The organism is Aestuariivirga sp., assembly GCF_047600585.1.
Classification (GTDB): Bacteria; Pseudomonadota; Alphaproteobacteria; order Rhizobiales; family Aestuariivirgaceae; genus Aestuariivirga.
On sequence record NZ_JASGKP010000001.1, the window covers coordinates 3,495,828 to 3,517,785 of the forward strand.

Annotated in this window: 18 protein-coding genes; 8 read left to right on the forward strand and 10 right to left on the reverse strand. The window is 63.1% G+C overall.

Going from position 1 to position 21,958, the window contains the following annotated elements; translation table 11 throughout:
- The first annotated feature begins 44 nt into the window (after positions 1-44).
- The 6 genes from speB (QM801_RS17170) (at position 45) to QM801_RS17195 (ending at position 6,593) form a co-directional block, all read left to right on the forward strand.
- Positions 45-1,010, forward strand: a complete 966-nt coding sequence (gene speB / locus QM801_RS17170) for an agmatinase (RefSeq protein WP_415020425.1) — start codon at positions 45-47, stop codon at positions 1,008-1,010.
- Between the two features lie 18 nt (positions 1,011-1,028).
- Positions 1,029-2,000 carry an ABC transporter substrate-binding protein gene (locus tag QM801_RS17175; RefSeq protein ID WP_415020426.1) on the forward strand — a complete coding sequence of 324 codons (972 nt, stop codon included), beginning with the start codon at positions 1,029-1,031 and terminating at the stop codon, positions 1,998-2,000.
- Complete coding sequence (locus tag QM801_RS17180; protein WP_415020427.1) at positions 1,987-2,814, forward strand: ABC transporter permease; 828 nt, start codon at positions 1,987-1,989, stop codon at positions 2,812-2,814. Before QM801_RS17175 ends, QM801_RS17180 begins: the two co-directional genes overlap by 14 nt.
- Before the next feature lie 10 nt (positions 2,815-2,824).
- On the forward strand, positions 2,825-3,610 hold the full coding sequence (locus tag QM801_RS17185; RefSeq protein WP_415020428.1) for an ABC transporter ATP-binding protein: 786 nt from the start codon (positions 2,825-2,827) through the stop codon (positions 3,608-3,610).
- Between the two features lie 36 nt (positions 3,611-3,646).
- Positions 3,647-5,257: a GMC family oxidoreductase gene (locus QM801_RS17190; protein WP_415020429.1), complete on the forward strand. Its 1,611-nt coding sequence runs from the start codon at positions 3,647-3,649 to the stop codon at positions 5,255-5,257.
- A 310-nt stretch (positions 5,258-5,567) separates the two neighbouring features.
- The gene (locus QM801_RS17195; RefSeq protein ID WP_415020430.1) at positions 5,568-6,593 is read left to right on the forward strand and encodes an NAD(P)-dependent oxidoreductase; all 1,026 of its coding nucleotides are present in this window, start codon (positions 5,568-5,570) and stop codon (positions 6,591-6,593) included.
- A gap of 86 nt (positions 6,594-6,679) precedes the next feature.
- Here QM801_RS17195 and QM801_RS17200 read toward each other — a convergent pair whose 3' ends face one another.
- Both QM801_RS17200 and QM801_RS17205 read right to left on the reverse strand, forming a co-directional pair.
- On the reverse strand, positions 6,680-7,474 hold the full coding sequence (locus QM801_RS17200) for an SDR family NAD(P)-dependent oxidoreductase (protein WP_415020431.1): 795 nt from the start codon (positions 7,472-7,474) through the stop codon (positions 6,680-6,682).
- A 35-nt stretch (positions 7,475-7,509) separates the two neighbouring features.
- Entirely contained in the window at positions 7,510-8,622 is a 1,113-nt protein-coding gene (locus tag QM801_RS17205) for an iron-containing alcohol dehydrogenase (protein WP_415020432.1), read from the reverse strand.
- 139 nt (positions 8,623-8,761) lie between these two features.
- Here QM801_RS17205 and QM801_RS17210 point away from each other — a divergent pair, with 139 nt between their 5' ends.
- Positions 8,762-9,481 carry a GntR family transcriptional regulator gene (locus tag QM801_RS17210; RefSeq protein ID WP_415020433.1) on the forward strand — a complete coding sequence of 240 codons (720 nt, stop codon included), beginning with the start codon at positions 8,762-8,764 and terminating at the stop codon, positions 9,479-9,481.
- Between the two features lie 13 nt (positions 9,482-9,494).
- Positions 9,495-11,045: a GMC family oxidoreductase gene (locus QM801_RS17215; RefSeq protein ID WP_415020434.1), complete on the forward strand. Its 1,551-nt coding sequence runs from the start codon at positions 9,495-9,497 to the stop codon at positions 11,043-11,045.
- 3 nt (positions 11,046-11,048) lie between these two features.
- Here the strand turns inward: QM801_RS17215 and speB (QM801_RS17220) are convergent, their stop codons facing one another.
- The 8 genes from speB (QM801_RS17220) to QM801_RS17255 all read right to left on the reverse strand — a co-directional run bounded on the left by speB (QM801_RS17220) (position 11,049) and on the right by QM801_RS17255 (position 21,958).
- Complete coding sequence (speB, locus tag QM801_RS17220; RefSeq protein ID WP_415020435.1) at positions 11,049-12,044, reverse strand: agmatinase; 996 nt, start codon at positions 12,042-12,044, stop codon at positions 11,049-11,051.
- A 40-nt stretch (positions 12,045-12,084) separates the two neighbouring features.
- Positions 12,085-13,173 (reverse strand): ABC transporter ATP-binding protein, encoded by a 1,089-nt coding sequence (locus QM801_RS17225; protein WP_415020436.1) that lies wholly within the window; start codon positions 13,171-13,173, stop codon positions 12,085-12,087.
- Positions 13,174-13,175: 2 nt separating this feature from the next.
- Positions 13,176-14,021: an ABC transporter permease gene (locus QM801_RS17230; protein WP_415020437.1), complete on the reverse strand. Its 846-nt coding sequence runs from the start codon at positions 14,019-14,021 to the stop codon at positions 13,176-13,178.
- The gene (locus QM801_RS17235; protein ID WP_415020438.1) at positions 14,021-14,905 is read right to left on the reverse strand and encodes an ABC transporter permease; all 885 of its coding nucleotides are present in this window, start codon (positions 14,903-14,905) and stop codon (positions 14,021-14,023) included. Before QM801_RS17235 ends, QM801_RS17230 begins: the two co-directional genes overlap by 1 nt.
- A gap of 69 nt (positions 14,906-14,974) precedes the next feature.
- Complete coding sequence (locus QM801_RS17240; RefSeq protein ID WP_415020439.1) at positions 14,975-17,278, reverse strand: aminotransferase class III-fold pyridoxal phosphate-dependent enzyme; 2,304 nt, start codon at positions 17,276-17,278, stop codon at positions 14,975-14,977.
- Positions 17,279-17,346: 68 nt separating this feature from the next.
- Entirely contained in the window at positions 17,347-18,423 is a 1,077-nt protein-coding gene (locus QM801_RS17245; protein WP_415020440.1) for an ABC transporter substrate-binding protein, read from the reverse strand.
- 109 nt (positions 18,424-18,532) lie between these two features.
- Complete coding sequence (locus tag QM801_RS17250) at positions 18,533-19,918, reverse strand: aspartate aminotransferase family protein (RefSeq protein ID WP_415020441.1); 1,386 nt, start codon at positions 19,916-19,918, stop codon at positions 18,533-18,535.
- A 435-nt stretch (positions 19,919-20,353) separates the two neighbouring features.
- Positions 20,354-21,958: an ABC transporter ATP-binding protein gene (locus tag QM801_RS17255; RefSeq protein ID WP_415020442.1), complete on the reverse strand. Its 1,605-nt coding sequence runs from the start codon at positions 21,956-21,958 to the stop codon at positions 20,354-20,356.

Here is a 21,958-nt window from a genome sequence, read left to right on the forward strand (position 1 = left end):
GGGGGTTCAATCCTCCATAGCGTTCGGAACAGAGGGAATTTGGTATGAACGCGCACGGATACGAGGCGGGACGCCTCAATCTGCCCTTTGTCGGCATCTCCACCTTCGGCAAGTCGCCGCTCGCACTCGACTGGGACAGGATCGAGGCCGATGTGGCCATCATGGGCGCGCCCTATGACTTCGGCACGCAATGGCGCTCCGGCGCCCGCTTCGGACCCCGCGCCATCCGCGAAGCCTCAACTCTTTTCTCCTTCGGTCACGCCGGTGCCTATGACCACGAGGACGACGTCACCTATCTCCCCGCCGGGCAGGTGCGCATGGTCGACATCGGTGATGCCGACATCGTCCACACCGACACGATCAAGTCCCACGCCAACATCGAACATGGCGTGCGCAAGATGCTGGCGGCGGGTGCCCTTCCCGTGGTGCTGGGCGGCGATCACTCCATCAACATTCCCTGCATCGCCGCCTTCAGCGGGCAAGAGCCGATCCACGTGGTGCAGGTCGATGCGCATCTCGACTTCGTCGACGAACGCCACGGCGTGCGCTTCGGCCACGGCAGCCCGCTCCGCCGCGCCGCCGAGAAGCCCTATGTGACGGGCCTGACGCAGATCGGCATCCGCAATGTCTCGTCAACGGCGCGCGAAGGCTATGAAGACGCCCGCCGCATGGGCTCCGACATCCTCTCGGTCCGGCAATTCCGCAAGCTCGGGGTGGAGCAGGTGCTGGCCCGCATTCCCGCAGGCAAGCGCTACTACGTGACCATCGACATCGACGGCTTCGATCCCTCGATCGCACCCGGCACGGGCACGCCGAGCCACGGCGGCTTCCTCTATTACGAGATCCTCGAACTGCTCGCCGGACTCGCCAAGCGCGGTCCCGTCGTGGGCATCGATCTCGTCGAGGTGGCGCCCGACTACGATCACACCGGCACCACAGCCATTCTCGCCGCGCAGGTGCTTCTCAATTTCATCGGACGAATCATGCACCAGCGCAGCTTGCGCCCATAACAACCGGAGGAAATTTCCATGATGAAGACACTGAAGCTCCTTGCCCTGGCCGCGTCCGTCATGGCCATGGCCTCCGCCGCTGATGCGGGCTCGCTCAAGCTCGGTCACTCCACCTGGGTGGGATACGGCCCCTTCTACATCGCCCGCGACAAGGGCTTCTTCAAGGACGAGGGCGTGGATGTGGAACTCGTCATCATGGAAGACACGCCCATCAAGATGGGCGCCCTGATGGCCGGCCAGCTCGACCTCGTCGCCTCCACTGTCGATGAATTCCCCATCTACATGAAGCCGGGGATCGGCGTTCATTATGTCCTCGCCGTTGACAACTCCAAGGGCGGTGACGGCATTGCCGCCAACAAGGACATCACCAAGATCGAGGACCTGAAGGGCAAGAAGGTGGCCTTCGAGGAAGGCTCGGTCTCGCAGTTCTTCCTCAATGCGCTGCTCAAGGATGCCGGCATGAGCCAGGCCGATATCGAGCCTGTGAACATGGCGGCCACTGACGCAGGCGTTGCCTTCGCCGCCAAGCAGGTGGATGCCGCCGTCACCTGGGAGCCGGCGCTGAGCCAGGGCGCCAAGTCGGAGCATGGCCATCTGCTGCTCTCGAGCGCCGACAAGCCGGGCCTCATCACCGACGTGGTGGCGGCAACCGATGCCACGCTGAAGGACAAGTCGGCCGACGTGAAGGGCTTCGTGCGCGCCTGGTACAAGGCGCTCGACTTCGCCAAGCAGCATCCCGATGAGGCCAACGAGATCATGGCCAAGGGCGTGGGCGGCTGGCTGAACGATCCCAAGGTCTTCGCCGAAACCCTCTCCGGCATCGAGTACCTCGACAAGGACAAGAACCTCGCCTTCTTCGGTACCAAGGAGGCACCGGGCCAGATCACCAAGACGCTCGGCACCGCACTCGATGTGTGGAAGTCCTTCGGCCGCATCCAGGTCGATGTGAAGCCCGAAGACATGATCGACTACGGTTATGTCGGGGGCTGAGGCCATGGCGGGCGGGCGCAGTCTCTTCTCGACGCTCGCCACGCCCCGGCGGGAGATCTCGCAAGGCCTCAGCATCGGCGTCAGCACGCTGGTGACGCTGGCGATCTTCGCCTTCTGGTGTCTCATCACCTATGGCGGCCTGGTGGACACCACCTTCTGTCCACCGCCGCACCAGGTGGCGAAGGCCTTCTGGACGACGCTGATGGACGGCTCGCTCCTCCGCAATGCATGGTCGAGTCTCGTCGTCATCAATCTCGGCTTTTTCCTCTCCTCCATCATCGCCATTCCGCTCGGCATCATGATGGGCAGCTTCCGCGTGGTGCAGGCCGCTCTCGAGCCTGTCGTCAACTTCACCCGCTACCTGCCCGTCACCTCGATGATCCCGCTCCTCATCCTGTGGATCGGCATCGGCATCGAGGAGAAGATCGCCGTCATCTTCATCGGCACCTTCTTCCAGCAGCTGGTCATGTTCGCCGATGTCTCGGCCCAGGTGCCAAACGAACTCTTCAATGCCGCCTACACATTGGGCGCGAAGAAGCGGCAGATCGTCATGCGCGTGCTGCTGCCTGCCACGCTCCCTGGCGTCATCGACACGCTGCGCGTCACCATGGGCTGGGCCTGGACCTATCTCGTCGTCGCCGAACTCGTCGCCTCCAGTTCCGGCCTTGGCTACATGAGCATGCAGGCCATGCGCGGCCTCCACGCTGACGTGATCTTCGTCGCGATCCTGGTGATCGGCTTCCTCGGGCTGGTGACGGATGAAATCTTCAAGCGTCTGAAGCATGCGCTCCTCCCCTGGGCGCGGTCACGGTGAGGACACGGACATGGGCACCGTCACAGTCGAAAACCTGAGCCTCCACTTCAACACCGCGGGCGCCACGCCAGTGATCGCGCTCAACAACCTCTCCATGAAGATCCCCGACAAGCAGTTTGCGGTGATCGTCGGCCCCTCGGGCTGCGGCAAGTCGAGCCTGCTCGACATCATTGCAGGACTGCGCGATCCCACGACAGGCGACTGCAAGCTCGACGGCAAGGTGATCCACGGGCCCGCCAAGGAGCGGGGCATGGTGTTCCAGAACTACTCGCTCTTTCCCTGGCTCACCGTGCTCAAGAACGTGGAGTTCGGCCTCTCGCTGCAGGGGAAGCCGCAGCGCGAGATCACCGAGCGGGCCCGGCACTATGTCAATGCCGTGGGACTTTCCAACTTCGAGAATGCCTATCCCAACCAGCTCTCGGGCGGCATGAAGCAGCGCGTGGCGATTGCCCGCTCGCTCGCCAATGATCCGGAAGTGATCCTGATGGACGAGCCCTTCGGGGCCCTCGACAGCCAGACCCGCGTGGTCATGCAGCAGTTGCTGCTCGGCATCTGGGAGAAGGAACACAAGACCATTCTCTTCGTCACCCACGACATCGACGAAGCACTCTATCTCGGTGAAGTCGTCTACGTGATGTCGGCGCGGCCCGGCCGGATCATCGACACCATCCCCGTCGATTTCACCCACCCGCGCAGCTACGAACTTTCGACCGAACCCGCCTTTGTCGACCTCAAGCGAAGGATCCAGCACAATCTCCACGCCGAAGTGCACAAGGCACTCTCGACGGCAGCCTAGACACAACTCCCGTTCACGCAATCAATCAGGTGGATCATGTCTTCCGGATCGGACTCTCGTTTTGACTTCATCGTCGTCGGTGGCGGCTCGGCAGGCAGCGTCATGGCGGCCCGTCTCAGCGAAAAGCCGGAGAACAGGGTGCTGCTCATCGAGGTGGGCCCGCGCGACTGGAACCCGATGATCCACATGCCGACGGGCGAGATCTTCATGGTGGGCAGCAGTGTCGACTGGCAGTTCAAGTCGGAACCGGAAGCGCAGCTTGGCGGATATCAGGTGCCGCTGCCCCGCGGCCGCGTGCTGGGCGGCAGCTCGTCCATCAACGGCCAAGTCTATTGCCGGGGCCATCACCGCGACTACGATGAATGGCGCCAGCTCGGCAACGAAGGCTGGGACTGGGAGAGCGTGAAGCCCTATTTCAAGAAGGCCGAGAACTGGAAGGGCGAGGAGAGCGATCTCCGCGGCAAGGGCGGGCCGCTCCGTACCGCCTTCGGGCGCTACAACAATGGCCTGTTCAAGGCCTTCATCGAGGCAGGCCGGCAGGCGGGCTACCGCTTCAATCCCGACTACAACGGCGAGGACCAGGAAGGCTTCGTCTACACCCAGTATACGCACACGCACCGCTTCCCCATGCGCTGTTCGGCGGCGCGGGCCTATCTCTGGCCCGCCATGCGCCGCAAGAACCTGACGGTGTGGACGCATTCGCGCACGCTGCGCATTCTCTTCGAGGGGCGGCGTGCGGTGGGTGTTGATGTTGACCGCAATGGCGAACGCCTGACGGTGCGGGCCGAGCGCGAGCTCATTCTCTCGGCGGGCGCCTACCAGTCGCCGCAGCTTCTCATGCTCTCAGGCGTCGGCGATCCCACGGAGCTGTCCTCCATCGGCATCGATGTGCGCTTCGCCCTGCCGGGTGTTGGCAAGAACCTGCAGGATCATGTGGGCTCCTACGTGCAGCACAAATGCCTGAAGCCGGTCACCTACTACAACATGCGGAACCCGGCGAAGCTTGCCGTCGCCGCCGCACAATATGTGCTGGCGGGCCGCGGCCCGCTCTCGGTCTTCCCGATGAATGCCATGGCCTTCCTGCGCAGCGACCCCGCACTCGAGAGGCCGGACATCCAGTACTATCTCGTGCCCAACGCCATGAACCCCAACGGCTCGGCCACCTATCTGCCCACCTTCCACGGCTACAACATTCACTGGTGCGGATTACGGCCGGAATCCCGCGGGTCGGTGACATTGCGGTCCACCAATCCGCTGGATGCGCCGCGGATCGTCCACAACTATCTCTCCACGCGGGCTGACCAGGCGCTCAACCGCTATGCCTTCCGCCTCGCCCGCGAACTCCACGCGCAACGCGCCTTCGATGAATTCCGCGGTGAGGAGGTTGATCCCGGCCCCGCCTGCACCACAGACGCGGACATCGACGGCTTCATGAGCAAGTTCATCTCCTCGCATTACCACCCGGTGGGCACCTGCAAGATGGGGAGCGACAACAAGGCCGTGGTGGATGCGAAGCTGAAGGTGCACGGGCTTGAGGGCATCCGCGTCGTCGATGCCTCGGTGATGCCCCTGCTGGTAGGCGCCAACACCAATGCGCCCACGATCATGATCGCCGAGAAGGCGGCAGACATGGTGCTGAATGGCTGAAGGGTGTGGCCGGAGCAGAAGGTTGGTTGCGGATTTTCATTCCGCTCGCGGTACATCCCGCGAATGACCCCTTCTTACGCCACCAGACTTGCGGGCGAGTGCGATACGCAGCGCTTGCCCGGGTGACTGAAGCATAGGCACTCATGGTTAACGCGCAGTAACCATGGCCTCCCGTCCGGACTGAATGTCATGCGGCATAGTGGCCGCGCGCAGAGGCTGCAACGTGCCGCGTCCAGAGCTTTTTCCGTTGATTTCGCCGGTTGCAAGGCAAGCCCGCCGACCCATAATGTGGCCGCAAAGGATACCCGCCATGACCCGCCCGCTCATCCTCGTCGATCCGCTGCCGCGCACGCTGGAGCTGATCTGCGACCCGCCCACCCGGGCGAAACTCGAGTCACTCGCTGACCTCGTGATCCACGAAACCTCCCGCATGCCGGACGAGATGGTGGAGCGGCATCTGCCCGAGGCCAGCATCATCATGGGCCAGACGAAGCTGCCGCGCGAGCGCCTGATGAAGGCGAAGAAGCTGCGCGCCATCATCGACGTTGAAACCAACTTCACCGACGCCATCGACTATGACTACTGCTTCGCCAACGGTATTCATGTGCTGACCCCCGGCTCCGCCTTTGCCGATGCGGTGGCGGAATCGGCCCTCGGCATGGCGATCGATCTGGCCCGCGGCATCACCCGCGCCGACCGCGACTTCCGGCACGGCCGCGATGCCTATGGCCTTGATGGCAATGTGGGGAGCTTCAGCCTGTTCGGCGAGAGCATGGGCCTCATCGGCTATGGCGACCTGGCGCGCTCGTTCCACCGGCTGGTGCAGCCGTTCAAGTGCGACATCAGCGTGCATGATCCCTGGGTGCCCGACTATGTGCTGAAGAAGGCCGGCGTGAAGCCGCTGCCGCTGGAAGAGCTGCTGCGCACCTGCCGCATCATTCTGGTTTTTGCCGGCGTCACCTCGGAGAACCAGGGCTTCCTCGGCCGCAGGCAACTGGAACTCATCCGCCCGGACGCCGCCTTCCTGCTGATGAGCCGTGCGGCGGTTGTCGACTTCGCCGCCTTCATCGACCTCGTGAAGCACGGCCGCTTCCGTGCGGCAACCGACGTGTTCCCTGTCGAACCCGTGGCCAAGGATGATCCGGTGCGGGAGGTGGAAGGCCTGCTGCTCTCGGCCCACCGCACCGGCGGCATGCCGGATGCGCTGTTCGACATCGGCCGCCAGGCGGTGGCCGATGCGGAGCTGATCCTCAAGGGACTGCCGCCCGTGGTCTGCCGCAAGGCGCTGCCGGAAACGGTGAAGCGCTTCCGCAGCAAGCCCGTGGAGATGACGTAACTTTCGTAAGAGCAGCTCGTCCGTTGCGCGAGCGCATCGGGCGAGCAAGTGGACACCACTTGCGAAGCGAAAGATGCGTAAGAAGCTCAGCGCAGCGTCAGGCCGCCGTCGATGACGATCACTTCGCCGGTGGTGAAGCTCGCGGAGTCCGAGGCGAGATAGACGGTGGCGCCCACCAGTTCATCCACCGAGCCGATACGGTTCTGCACTGCGGCCTTGGCCCATTCGTTGTTCACCACGTCCGGATGTTCCTTCATCACCTCGTCGGTGAGTTCGGTGCGGATGTAGCCCGGGGCGATGGCGTTGACGCGGATGCCGTGTTCGGCCCACTCCACCGCCATGCCCTTGGTGAGCTGGTGCACGCCTGCCTTCGAGACGTTGTAGGCGGTGTGGCGGAAGGGCCAGTTGATGATGTAGCCCGACATGGACCCGATGGTGATGATCGAGCCCGACTTCTGCTTGATCATGTGCTGGCCCACTTCGCGCGAGACGAGGAAGACGCCGTCGAGGTTCACCGACATGGTGTTGCGGAAGTCCTGCAGCTGGTAGGTCTCGATGTTGCCGGGGAAGATGATGCCGGCATTGTTGACGAGAATGTCGATGCGGCCCCAGCGCTTCATGACCTCTTCGGTCATGCGCTTCACGTCGGCCTCGTTGGCAACGTCCGCCTTGATCACGAAGGCATCGCGGCCTGCAGCACGGATGTCCTTGGCCACGGCTTCACCGCGCTCCACCGTGTTCTTGACCACGATCGCCACGTCGGCGCCATGCGCGGCGAGGCCTTCCGCCAGCGCCTTGCCGATGCCACGGGAGCCGCCGGTGACGATGGCCTTCTTGCCGGTGAGGTCGAAGATCTTCCTGTACTTCTCGATGTCAGACATGGACGTCTCCCAAATTCGCGTTTGTTGTTATCGTTTCACGCTGCCGCGCGCATGATGGCAAGGTAATCGGCCGCCGTGGCAATGCGGGGGTTGGTCGCATGACAGTGGTCCTTGAGGGCCTCTTCCGAGACCTGCTTCATCATTTCATCTGTGACACCCAGCGCGGTGAGGCCAGAGGGAATGCCGATGTCCTGGTTCAGGCCCTCGATCGCCTTGTCGGGCGGCGCCTTGAAGAAGGCTTCGAGCGCCTCCCACTTCTTGCCGATGGCCTGGCGGTTGAAGCGCAACACGGCGGGCATCAGAACGGCATTGAGCGTGCCGTGATGGAGATTGAGCGAGCGGATGGCGCCCAGCGGATGGGTGAGGGCATGAACCGCACCCAGACCCTTCTGGAAGGCCATGGCTCCTTCAAGTGCGCACATCATCATGTCGTTGCGGGCGGCTTCATTCTTGCCGTCCGCGACGGCGGCGCGGAGCGAGCGCCAGCCGCGCATCAGCCCGTCCATGGCGATGGCATCAGCGGGCGGGTTGAAGGAGGGCGCCATGTAGGTTTCGAGGCAGTGCGAAATCGCATCCATGCCTGTGGCCGCCGTGAGGCCTGCAGGCAGGCCATAGGTGAGTTCGGGATCGCAGATCGCAATCGACGGCAGCATGTGGGGCGAGATGATGCCGAGCTTGCGGCCCTCCGCCGTGATGATGACGGCGGCACGCCCCACCTCCGAGCCCGTGCCCGAGGTGGTGGGCACCGCGATCATCGGGCAGATGCGGCCATGGATGCGCGAGAGGCCGCCGGCAACGAGCGTATACTGTGCCAGCGGCCCGTCGTGGCCGGTGAGCAGGCGCACGCCCTTGGCAAGATCAAGCGCCGAACCGCCACCCAGCCCGATGATGCCGTCGCAGCCATTGTCGCGATAGGCCTTGTGGGCGTTGAGCACCGCCTCTTCGGTGGGATTTGCCGGAGTACCGTCGAAGATGGCCGGCTTCTCCTTGAGGAGGCCTGCGACCTTGGCGACCAGACCCGTCGCCACCAGCCCCTTGTCGGTGGCGATAAGCGGGCGCTTCACGTTGAGTACGTCCAGAAGCTCCTGCAGGCGCGAAATCTGCCCTTCGCCGAATTCGATGCGGGTGAGGTAACTGATCGTGCTCATGGGCAAACCTTGCAGGGATCACGGCCCCTGTCCTGAAAACGCTTGTCTCGAAAACCAATATATGAGTTATTAGGCACTGAAAGCGGGCCCTCTGTCAATTGCGATTGAGTGGCCAAGGTATTTTCCATCGGAAAGCGGAATGTCGGGTCAAGTCCCAGCAGAGCGAGCGCCAGCCAAGGCCGAACAGATATATGAGTATCTGCGCCGGGCGATCGTGCGCCTCGAATTGCCGCCGGGTGCTGCGGTGCAGGAAAAGGACATCGCCGAACGCTTCGACGTCTCCCGGACACCCGTCCGCGAGGCCCTGCAGCGCCTCGCCGAGGAGGACCTGGTGGACATCCTGCCCCATTCCGGAACGTGGGTCAGCCGGATTTCCTTCACGGTGGCCGAGGAAGGCTTCGTGCTGCGGCGGGCGCTGGAAGTGGAGAGCGTGCGCCGGGCCGCCGAACTCGTCACCGAACAGGATGGTGCCTCCCTCCTCGCCAGCATTGCCCGCATGCGGGTGATCCTCGCCGAGAACCGGCTTGAGGATTATCTTGAGGAGGATGACGCCTTCCATGGCCAGATCGCCCGCATCTCCGGTTACCCCCGCATCTGGAAATTCATCAACCTCGCCAAGGTTCATCTCGACCGCATGCGGCAGTTGAGCGCCCCGGTGCCGGGCCACCTTGCCGAGGTGACGGAACAGCATGCCGCCATCGCCCATGCGCTCCAGCGCGGCAATGCCATGCAGGCGGAACTGGCCATGCGCATTCATCTCGACAGCTCATTCGCCGTGATGGCCGCCATGCATCGGGACAGCACGACATATTTCCGCGACGACACGGCACCGCGTTCAGCACGGCTGCGGACAGGATAGGACAGAGGTCACAATGGATACGATCCAGAAGTCATATGATGCCATCATCATCGGAGCCGGCGTGGGCGGCGGCGCCATGGCAAACATGCTCGCCAAGGCCGGCGCCAAGGTGCTGGTGATTGAGCGCGGCACGCGCCTTCCCCGCGAGGCCGACAACTGGAGCGTCAAGGTCGTCTTCCACGAACGCCGCTATGCGACGAAGGAGACCTGGCGCGACAAGGACGGGATCGAGTTCAATCCGTCCACCTATTATTATGTGGGCGGCAACTCCAAGTTCTTCGGCACCGCCACGCTGCGCTTCCGCGTCGAGGACTTCCAGGACCTGCAGCATGAAGAGGGCGTGGCTCCTGCCTGGCCCATCTCCTATGCCGAACTTGCACCCTACTATGATGTGGCCGAGCAACTCTTCGGCACCCACGGCACCGCCGGCCTCGACCCCTGCGAGCCGCCGCGCTCCGGCCCCATGCCCTATCCTGCCGTGGGCCACGATCCCGAAATACAGGCGATCGATGCCAAGCTGCGGTCCAAAGGCCTGCGGCCCTTCCCGCTTCCTGTCGCCGTCGACTATCACCCCGGCGGCAAGTGCATCCGCTGCAAGACCTGCGACGGCTTCGCCTGCAAGCTCGGCGCCAAGAACGATGCCGAAGTGCGCATGGTTGATCCGGCCATCGAGACCGGCAATGTCGATCTCGTGCTGAAATCCCTGGTGCACCGCCTGATCACCGACGACAGCGGCCGCAAGGTGACGGGCGTCGAGATCGAACAGGATGGCCAGAAGAAAATCGTCAACGGCGATCTCTTCATCTCGAGTGCGGGCGCCATCAATTCCGCCGCCCTGCTGCTGCGCTCGGCCAATGCAAAGCACCCCAAGGGACTCGGCAACAATTCTTCGGATCAGCTTGGCCGCAACTACATGGCCCACAACAACACCGCGATGATGGCGGTGAACCCCTTCAAGAAGAACACTGTCGTCTTCCAGAAGTCGCTCTGCATCAATGATTTCTATCTCGCCAACAGCGTGAAGCCCTATCCGCTCGGCAACGTGCAGGGCCTGGGCAAGCTGCAGGGCGGCATGCTCACCGCCAACATGCGGGGCATCCCCGAATGGCTGATGGACTGGTTCGCCACCCGCAGCGTCGACTGGTGGATCATGTCGGAGGACCTGCCGGACCCCAACAACCGCGTCAGCATCGACAGCGACGGCAAGATCAGGCTCGCCTACACCGCCAACAATCTCAAGTCCCACGGCGAACTGGTGAAGCACTGGAGCCGGATCATGCGCGAACTCGGCTATCCCATCATCATCACCCAGAAGATGGACATCAAGGTCGCCATGCACCAGTGCGGCACGGCCCGCTTCGGCAAGGACCCGGCCACCTCGGTGCTCGATCCCTTCTGCCGCGCCTGGGACGTGGACAATCTTTACGTGGTCGATGCCTCGTTCCTGCCGTCCTCAACGGCGGTGAACCCGTCGCTCACCATCGCGGCCCAGGCGGTGCGCACCGCCGAACACATCCTCAAGGATGTGGTGAAGGTGACGCCCGCGAAGAAGAACGCCGCTTAGGAATTACTCTGGCATTGGCTCGGCTCGCGCACCGCGCTGCCAGGCGCGGAGGCAGAGATATTCCATGATCAGGCTTGCCGCCGCGGCTGACGTCAGATCGGAATGGTCGTAGGGCGGTGACACTTCCACCATGTCCATGCCGACGAAGTTCACGTCCTTCAGGCGGCGGATGACCGAGGCCGCCTGATGATAGGTGAGGCCGCCCGGAATGGGCGTGCCGGTTCCGGGGGCTGCCGAGGGATCGAGGCAATCGATGTCGAAGGTGAGGTAGGCTTTTGACTTGCCCACCTTGTCGGTGATGATCTTGGCCAGCTGATCCGCAGTCGAGTCATGCACCTCGTCGGCATAGACGATGCGGAAGCCCATGGTGGTCTCGCCCACGAAGGTGGTGCGGATGCCGATCTGCACCGACTTGCGGGGATCGATCAGGCCTTCGCGCACGGCATAGCCGAACATGGTGCCGTGATCGATGCGGCCGCCGTTGTCGACCTCGACGTCGCGATGGGCATCGAAGTGGATAAGCGCCAGCGGCCCGTGCTTCTTCGCATGGGCCTTGAGCAGCGGATAGGAGATGTAGTGATCGCCACCCAGCGTCACCAGTTCCGAGCCTGCCGCAAGAATGCCCGCCGCATGGTTTTCCAGCGTCGTCGGGAAATCTTCTTTCTTGCCCCAGTCGAAGAAGCAGTCGCCGTAGTCGACCACGGCCAGCGTCTCGAAGGGATCGAAGTTCCAGGGCCAGAACGGGCCCCAGGCATTTTCGGCCGAGGCGCGGCGGATGCCCTCGGGCCCAAAGCGCGTACCGGGACGGTGTGACACCGCCTGATCGAAGGGCACGCCCGTCACGGCGATATCCACGCCCGTGAGGTCGCGTGAATACTTGCGGCGCATGAAGGAGAGAGCGCCGGCATAGGTCGGTTCCCAGGTCGTGCCCTTCAGGTCGGTGCGGCGGAAGGCATCGTCGCCGGGCACGCGCCCAAGCTTGTCCATTTCAAGTGCCATGTTCTGGCTCCTTCAGTGAGGTGTCGGAAGTGTGGGGCTGCTATTCGGTCAGCACCAGGCTGTCGCTCGGGCTCCACGAGACATAGGTCTTCTCGCCCCGCGTGACGCTGGCGTTCACGTCGCGCCGTTCGTTCTGCACATTGACCGAAACCATCTGTCCGTTGTTCAGCTCGACCACGACTTCGCTCCAGTCGCCGTAATAGGCAACGTCGCGCACCCGCGCCTCGGCCTTGATGAGGCCATCGGCCTTGGGCGCCGCCTTGGAGAGCTTGAGCTTCTCCGGGCGCACCGCGATGGTCACGTCCTTGCCGCACTCCTTGTCGGAGCTGAGGTTGATCTTGCCCAGGCCCTTGGCGTTGCAGACGATGGCCTTGCCCTTCTGCGAGATGACGTTCGCCTCGAACAGGTTCACCTTGCCGATGAAGTCGGCGACGAAGCGCGAGGTCGGGTGCTCGTAGAGTTCTTCCGGCGTGGCCAGCTGCTTGATGGCACCCTTCTCCATCACCGCGATACGGGTCGCCATGGAGAGCGCCTCGTCCTGGTCGTGGGTGACGATGATGAAGGTGATGCCCACCTCCTGCTGCAGGCGCGTGAGTTCGAGCCGCATGTCGTCACGGAGCTTGGCGTCGAGGGCGGAGAGCGGTTCGTCGAGGAGAAGCACCTTCGGGCGTTTCACCAGCGCGCGGGCCAGCGCCACGCGCTGACGCTGGCCGCCCGACATCTGGTCGGGCTTGCGGTCGGCCAGGTGCGAGAGCTTCACCTGCTCGAGGCCTTCGGCGACACGGCGCTTGATCTCGTCGGCGGGAACGCCCGTGACCTTCAGGCCGTAGGCGACGTTCTGCTCCACCGTCATGTGCGGGAACACCGCATAGGACTGGAACACCATGTTGGTGGGCCGCTTGTTGGGCGGGGTGAGCGCCATGTCCTCGCCGCCGATGAAGATCTGGCCTTCGGTGGGCGTATCGAGCCCGGAGATCATGCGGAGCAGCGTGGTCTTGCCGCAGCCGGAGGGGCCCAGCAGCGCGAAGAACTCGTTCGGCATGATGTCGACGGAGACATTGTCGACAGCCGTCACGCCGCCGGGATAGCGGCGCGACACGTTGCGAACGGAGACGATGGGATCTGCCATGATCAATGACCTGACTTTTCGGGCGCTTGCAGTTTCATGGCAAGCACTGTGGCGAGGATGGTGATGAAGATGAGGATGGTCGAGGCGGCGTTCACTTCGTATTTCACGCCGGTTTTGACCATGGAGTAGATCTTCACCGGGAAGGTGACCGTTTCCGGCCCGGCGGTGAAGAAGGTGATGACGAAGTCGTCGAGCGACAGCGTGAAGGCGAGAAGCGCGCCGGCGATGATGCCCGGCTTCATGAAGGGTACGAGGATCTGCCAGAACGTCTGCCATTCGTTGGCGCCGAGATCGCGCGAGGCCTCCTCGAGCTGCTTGTTGAAGCCGACGAGACGCGAGCGCACCACGATGGCCACGAAGGGGAAGCAGAAGGCGATGTGGGCGATGATGATGGTGGAAAGATTGAAGGGCCAGATCATGGCGCTGAAGAAGCCCATGATGCCGGTGCTGTTGAAGAAGAGGAGCAGCGCCACGCCCATGCAGATTTCGGGGATGACGATGGGAAGGCCCATGGCCGCCTCGTAGGCGGGCTTGATGGGGAAGCGGAAGCGCCACATCATCACTGCCACCATGGTGCCGATGACGGTGGCGATCAGCGTGGTGACGAAGGCGATGGTCAGCGAGTTCACCATGGCGTCGTAGATCGACTGGTTGTGCCAGGCCTTGGGATAGTTCTCGAGGGTGAAGCCCTTCCACACGCCACCGCGGTTCTGCTGGTTGAAGGAGAAGGCGATCAGTACCGCAATCGGCAGGTAGAGCACCACGAGGGTGAGCCCGAAGAGCACCTGCAGCCAGCGGCGGCGGCCGTATTCGAGGGGGCCCACGCCCGGTTTCATCTGCTCCGCCATCACGAGGCTCCCACGCCCTTGGAGTGGTTCTGGACGTACCACTGGATCACCAGCACGATAATGGTGAGCAGCATCAGCACGAAGGAGAGAGCCGAGCCGAAGGGCCAGTCATTTGAAGGTCCGAACTGCGACTGGATGACGTTGCCGATCATCCAGGAGGTGGTGCCGCCCAGCTCGTCGGAGATGAGGAACATGCCGAGGCAGGGAATGAAGACGAGGATGAGGCCCGTCACGATACCCGGCATGGTGAGCGGCAGCGTCACCTTCATGAAGGTCTGGAGCTGCGAGGCGCCAAGATCGAGGCTGGCCTCGAGGTAACTCTTGTCGAGGCGCTCGATCGTCGAATAGAGCGGCAGGATCATGAAGGGCAGGAAGACGTAGACGAGGCCGAAGATCACGGCGGGCGTGGTGCCGATGATGTCGACCTGATAACCGAAGATTCCGGTGATGGCGTTGAGAGAGGCACCGACGATGCCGCGCGCGCCCAGCACGGTTTTCAGCGCATAGGTGCGGATCAGCAGGTTGATCCAGAAGGGCAGCACGATCAGCAGCAGGGCAAGCGGCCGCCAGCGCTCCGGCATGAAGCAGATGGCAAAGGCGATGGGGTAGCCCACCAGCAGGCAGGCGATGGTGGCAAGCGCGCTCCACCACAGGGTCCGGATGAATATGGAGATGATGTCGGGATTGATGGAGCGGACGTAGTTATCGATGCCGGTGAGGTAGGTGTAATCGTTGACCGAGACCTGACCGTCGATCACCGCCTTGCTGGAAAAGGAGAGCACCAGGAGGTAGGCGAGTGGTGCGAGAAAGAAGATGACGAGCCAGAGGGTGGCAGGCGTGCCCAGCGTCCAGAAGGTGCGGCCGTTGCTTTTCCAGTCTTCCAAGATGCCCTGTTCCCCTCGCCTTTTGTTTTTTCTTTTGGTTTTAACCCGATTTTTTGCCGCCCCGCAAGTTCAGCCGATTGCCTCCAGAACCCGTGCCAGAGCGGCAAGTGCAAGATCTGCCTCGGCTTTTGAGAAGGCAAGGGGCGGGCGTATTTTCATCACGTTGCCCAATTTGCCATCCGTACCGACCAGAACCCCCTCGTCCTTCAGGCGGTTCACCGCACGCTTCGTCTCGGCCGCGGCCGGTTCCTTGGTCCTCCGGTCGCGCACGAACTCCACACCGGTGGCCAGTCCCGATCCCCGGACGTCGCCGATGATGGCGTGTTTCTCCATCAGCTTCCGCAAGCCGGCGCGCAGATGATTGCCGGTCGACAGGCTGTTGGCCTGCAGGCTTTCCCGCTCCATCACGTCGAGCACGGCCATCCCCGCCGCGCAGGCAGCATTGCCGCCGCCGAAGGTGGAGAAGAACGGACCTGTTTCCGAGACGAACCTGTCGAGGATCTCTGACCGGGTGATGACAACGCCGATGGGATAGCCGTTGCCCGCGGGCTTGCCGATGGTGACGAAGTCGGGAACGATGCCGTGGTGCTGGTGGCCCCACATGTGCGTGCCCATGCGGCCGAAGCCCGACTGCACTTCATCCGCGATGAAGAGTCCGCCGGCCTTGCGGATGCGCGCCATCATCTGCTGCACATAGCCCTTGGGCGCATCGACGAAGCCGTTGGTCATGAAGGCGGAGTCGATGATGCCGATCGAGACGCCGTGGCCTTGCTCCTGCAGATCATCGATCAGGGGATCGATCATCGCGCAATAGGCACTCGCTGCATCCGGATGATCGTGACCGAAAGGGCCGCGATAACGGTCGGGCGCCTCCATCTGGCGGACGAGCGGCATGTGCCACTTGCCCGGCGGATAGTTGGAGGGCGAGACCATGTCGGTCATGAGCGTCACGCCGTGATAGGCGAAATCCATACAGAGCGCGCCGCGGTGGCCGGTGAAGGCATTGGCCATGCGCCAGGCCACGTCGTTCGCCTCGCTGCCGGAATTGACGAAGATCACCGTATCGAGGGAGGGATTGAGCGTGGCCTTGAGGCGCTCGGCATAGGCAATCGACTCGTCGGTGAGATAGCGCGTGTTGGTGTTGAGGATGCGGAGCTGCCGCGCCACCGCCTCGGCCACGTGCGGGTGGGCGTGGCCCACATGGGGCACGTTGTTGTAGCAATCGAGATAGCGCCGCCCGTCGCTGGCGGTGAGCCACACGCCCTCGCCCCGCACCATGTGCAGCGGCGTCTCGTAGAAGAGGAGCGGCTTCGGCCCCATGGCAGCGATGCGGCGCGCCATGATGTGGGCATCGCTCGCCCCTTGCGGACGAGCGCGTCCTGCCGCCTGCAACACCACGTCACTGAAATCGCGCGCCTGCAACGCCTTCAGCACATCGAGGCTGATGGCAGCGAGTGCCGTGATCTGCGGCGTCAGGCCGCCAGCACCATGGCCGCGGGACTGGGCAACAAGATAGCTGGTGACGAGACGCATCTTCGCCAGCGGCAGGAGAAGATCGATCTCGTCCTCCTCGAGCATCACATGGGCGAGGAAGCCCTTGACCAGACCCGTGATGGTGGCGGCGAAATCATGACCCGGCACGAGGCAATCGCCGATGGCGTTGGAAAGATCGAGCAGGCGCGGCGCGTGGATCATGTCGCCGAAGTCGATGATGCCGCCGATCGTGCCGTCACCCGCAAGAAGCGTATTGTAGGGATGCACGTCGCCATGGATGATCTGGTGCGGCATGTGCTTGAGCCGTGCAACAACAGAAGCTTCGAACTCCGCGATCACCGGGCGGAGCAGAGCACCTGCGTCCGGCGGAACTTTATCCAGCGTGAATCCCGCCTCGGCGAAGCGCGCCGTATTCCAGGCGAGTTGGCGGCCGGTGATGAAGGCGGAACCGAAGCCGCGGAGCGCATGGGTGAGGCGACCGATCATGGCGCCCCAGGCTTCGTACTGGCGCGGCGTGAGTTCGCTTTCCGCAATCACCTCACCCTCGAGCCAGCTCAGCACCAGCACAGGATAGGTCTCACCGCCATGCTGCAGCACCGGAACGGCGGTGCCTGTCTTTGCGATCTGCACCTGCGGCACCGGCAGCCCCGGTGCCGTTTCGGCGATGTGGCGCAGCGCCTGCGCCTGCGCCTCGGCAAGCGCCTCGCCTTCGCTCGGACTGCAGACCTTCACCACAAAAGAACCCGCCGCCGTCACGAGGCGGTGGTTCTGGTCGCGCTCACCATCAAGACGATGCCAATCGCCGGTGAGCTCGAAGCTCTCCGTCACAAAGCTGCGGATCACATCAAGCGGCAGGTGGGGCGGTGGCGGCAGCGGCATTCGTCTCTCGCACAAAAAAGCGGAGGCGCTCATCACGCCTCCGCGGGAGTGTCAGTCAGTGGGGCCCATCAGGCCGCCTGGATCGACGTCCAGATCTCGTCACGCACCTTCAGTGCTTCCTCGCCCAGATAGGAGGCATATTCGCATTTGCCGAGAATGTCCTGGGGCGGGAAGATGGCGGGATTGTTCTGGTAGGCTTCATCCATGATTTCGCGCGCCGCCTTGTTGGGGGTGGCGTACTGGATCGTCTCGGCGATGTGCTTGCCGGCATCCTTGTCGAAGATGAAGTTGATGAAGGCGTGGGCGTTCTCCGGATGGGGCGCGCCCGCGGCAATGGCAATCGTATCCTGCCAAACGTTGGAGCCTTCCTTCGGCACCACGTAGGTGATGTCGTCGTCTTCCGCCATCACCTGGGCGATGTCGCCGTTGTACTCCATGGTGAGATCGACTTCGCCCTGTGCAAGTAGGTCCTGGCCGTTGTCGTCGGCATACTTCTTGATGCCCTTCTTGGCGGAGATGAGCAGGTCCTTGGCCTTGTTCAATTCGTCGATGTTGGTGGAGTTGTAGCCATAGCCCAGATACTTGAGGGCGATGCCGATGTTGTGCTCCTGGTCGCCGAGGGAAGCGATGCGGCCGGCATAGGTCGGGTCATCCAGCATGACCTTCCAGGAGGAGGCATCCGCCACCTTGGACTTGCGGTAGCCGATGCCCACCGTGCCCCACATGTAGGGAAGCGAAAACTTGCGGCCCGGATCGAAGGTGGCGTCCATGAAGATCGGGTCGATGTTGGCGATATTGGGGATCTTGCCGTGATCGAGCGGCACCAGCATGTTGGCCTTGATCATGCGCTCCACCTTGTCGTTGGTGGGAATGATCACGTCATAGCCGGGATTGCCGGCCTTGAGCTTGGTGAAGAGCTCGTCACCGTCGGCGAAGAGGTCCATCTTCACCTCGATGCCGGTGGCGGCCTGGAAATCAGCCAGCGTGTGTTCGCCGATGTAGGTGTCGTAGTTGTAGAAGCTGAGCTTCTTCTCTTCCTCCGACATGGCCTTGTAGGGCAGCAGCGTCAGGCCTGCGAACAGCGCGCCGCTGCCGCGCAGCAGCTTGCGGCGGTTCAGGGTGGAATAGGAAAGAATGGTCTTCATGGTTCGCCCTCCGTGGTGGTCTTCCGTGATTCAGGTGCCGGGTCTCGCCGGAACCTAAGCAATTTTTGGGCCAGGGTGCAAAACACGCCTGGCCCGGTATTCTCGTCGTCTATGCAACCTCCGCTTTCACGTCGGCATAGGTCTTGTCCAATGCCTGCCGCGCCAGCTTGCCGATCTCGTCGATCTCCTTCTCGGTAATGCAGAAGGGCGGTGCCAGAACCATGGTGTCCCAGCAGGCCCGCATGATCAGGCCAGCGTTGAAGCAGTGATCCCGGCAGATGGTGCCCACGCGCCCGGACTCGTTGAAGCGCTCGCGCTTCGCCTTGTTGCGGGTGAGTTCGAGTGCGCCAATCAGGCCTACGCTGCGGGTTTCGCCGACGATCGGATGGTCCTCCAGTTTCTTCAGCATCGCGTTGAAATGCGGCGCCAATTCGGCGACCCGCTCGACCAGCTTCTCGTTCTGGATGATCTCGATGTTCTTGAGCGCCACGGCGGAGGCGACGGGGTGACCGTCATAGGTCATGCCGTGGTAGAACTCCCCACCCTTGTCGAAGAAGGGCTTGATCAGCTCTTCCGAGAAGGCGATCGCGCCAATGGGCAGATAACCGGACGACAGGCCCTTGGCCATGTTGATGATGTCGGGCTGGTAGCCGAACTGCTCGAAGCCGAACCATTTACCGGTGCGCCCGAAGCCGCAGATCACTTCGTCGGAGATGATCAGGATGCCGTACTTGCGGCAGATCTTCTGCACTTCCGGCCAGTAGGTCGAGGGCGGAATGAGCACGCCGGCGGCACCCTGGATGGGTTCGCCGATGAAGGCGGCAACGTTGTCGGGCCCCAGTTCGAGGATCTTCTTTTCCAGTTCGGCGGCAGCCTCGAGGCCGAATTCCTCCGGCGTCTTGTCGCCGCCGAAGTCATACCAATAGGGCTGCTGGATGTGGTGGAAGCCCGGAAGCTGGGTGCCGCCCTGCTCGTGCATGCCGACCATGCCGCCGAGATTGGCCGCCACCCAGGTGGAACCGTGATAGCCGCGGCGACGCCCGATGATGTGCTGGCGATAGGGCTTGCCCATCACCTTCCAGTAGTGGCGCACCCAGCGGACGATGGTGTCGTTTCCTTCCGAGCCCGAGTTGGTGAAGAAGATGTGCTGGAAGCGCCTGGGGAGGAGCGAAGAGATCTTGCTGGCAAGCTCGGTGGCCGGCACCGTCGTCGTCTTGAAGAAGGTGTTGTAGTAGGGGAGATCGAGCATCTGCCGGTAGGCAACCTCGGCCAATTCCTTGCGGCCATAGCCGATGTTCACGCACCACAGGCCCGACATGCCATCGAGGATCTTGTTGCCCTTTCCGTCCCAAATGTAGACGCCGTCGCCATGGGTGATGACGCGCGGGCCACCGGCGGCGTGGAAGGACTTGTGATCCGTGAACGGATGAAAATGATGGGCGATATCCGCCTTGACGATTTCCTCGATGTTGAGGTTCTTCTGGTGAACGGTCATTTGAATGCGACTCCGGTCTTGAAATGGCTGATGCCGCACCTCAGGAGGCGCGGAATTATGTTTCAGGAACAGAAGCTTACGGCTTGAAACCAATGCGTGCGCAATTGACCAGGACATCCGTCTTGGCGGTGCGCGAGAGGAGCGGGATGACCTCGCCCGATGCTGTCAGGTGAAAGCACATGGCGATCTTTTGGCATGCGCCGGGTGGGAGAGTCAAACAGGCGGCCGTGACTGTGCCGCTGTCTCCACGGCAGGGCATGGAGAGACACAATCAACAACGTCATTCCATGCGAGCGACGCTTGCGTCGCGAGACATGGAACCCAGCTTTGGCAAACGGAAGCGGGGTTCCATCTCGCGCAGCACTGTCGTGCTGCTTGGATGGAATGACGGCGGTAGGAGAGGGCGCGCTAGCCCGCCCTGCAATTCTGGCCGGATCAGGATTGAGGGTGTTCGGAAAAGGCCGCGGCCATCAGGCGGCGGGTATAGGGATCGCACGGATGGTCCATCACCTCGTCGGGTGTCCCCTCCTCAACGAGACGGCCATCCTTCATCACCATGATGTGGTCGGCCATGGCGCGCACCACCGCGAGATCATGACTGATGAAGAGATAGGAGAGGCCGTTCGCCTTCTGCAGGTCGCGCAGGAGGTCGACGATCTGCTTCTGCACCTGCCGGTCGAGGGCCGAGGTGGGCTCGTCCAGCACCACCACCTTCGGCTTGAGGATGATGGCGCGGGCGATGGCGATGCGCTGGCGCTGCCCGCCGGAGAACTCGTGCGGATAGCGGTTGCGCAAGGCCGGATCGATCTGCACCTCTTCCAGCGCGCGGGCGGCGGCCCGGTCCCGCTCTGCGCCTGACAGGCCGGGTTGATGCACCAGTAGCCCCTCGGTGATGATCTGCCCCGCCGTCATGCGCGGACTCAAGGAGCCGAAGGGATCCTGCAGCACGATCTGCAACTGCTTCCGCAAGGGGCGCATCTCCTGCACGCCGAGGCCGCTGATGTTGCGGCCCTGGAAGGAGATGGCGCCTTCACTCGGCAGAAGCCGCAAGAGAGCACGCGCCAGCGTGGATTTGCCCGACCCGGATTCACCGACGATGCCGATGGTCTGCCCCTCGCGGAGCGAGAGCGAAACCCGGTCCACGGCGCGCAGCGTGAGGGCAGGCCCGGTGAGGAGGCCGCCGCCGAAATGAAAGCTCACCCGCACGCCGGTGCCCGAGAGAATGGCGGGGGCATCCTTCGCCACGGGTTCCTTCCGCCCGGTGGGCTCTGCGTTGAGCAGCGCGCGCGTGTAGTCACGCTTGGGTGCGGCGAAGAGGGAGGCGGTCTTCCCTTCCTCCACCACCTCGCCCCGGCGCATCACCACCACGCGGTGGGCGATGCGGCGCACGATGTTGAGATCATGGGTGATGAAGATCATCGCCATGCCGAGGCGCTTCTGCAGGTCGGCCATGAGATCGAGGATCTCCGCCTGGATGGTGACGTCGAGCGCGGTCGTGGGCTCATCAGCGATGAGAAGTTCGGGATCGTTGGCGAGGGCCATGGCGATCATCACGCGCTGGCGCTGCCCGCCCGACATCTCGTGCGGATAGGAGCCCATGCGGCGGGCCGCATCGGGGATCTTCACCAGCTCCAGCATCTCGATCGCACGGGCGCGGGCGGCTTCCGCCGAAAGGCCCTGGTGCTGCATGATCGGCTCGATCAACTGGCTTCCCACCGTGTAGAGCGGATCGAGCGAGGTCATCGGCTCCTGGAAGATCATGGTGATGCGGCGGCCGCGAATGGTGTTCAGCTCGGCGCGCGGCAGGGTGAGAAGGTTGCGGCCATCGAAGAGCGCCTCGCCCTTCGCCTCGCCGTTTCCGGCGAGAAGGCCCATCACCGCCATCATCAGCTGGCTCTTGCCGGAGCCGGACTCGCCCACGATGGCCAGCGTCTCGCCCGGCTTCACCGTGAGGGAGACATCCTTCACCGCATCGACGATGCCGTCGAGCGTATGGAAGCGCACCGCCACGTCCCTGAGGGCGAGGACATCATCCGCCAT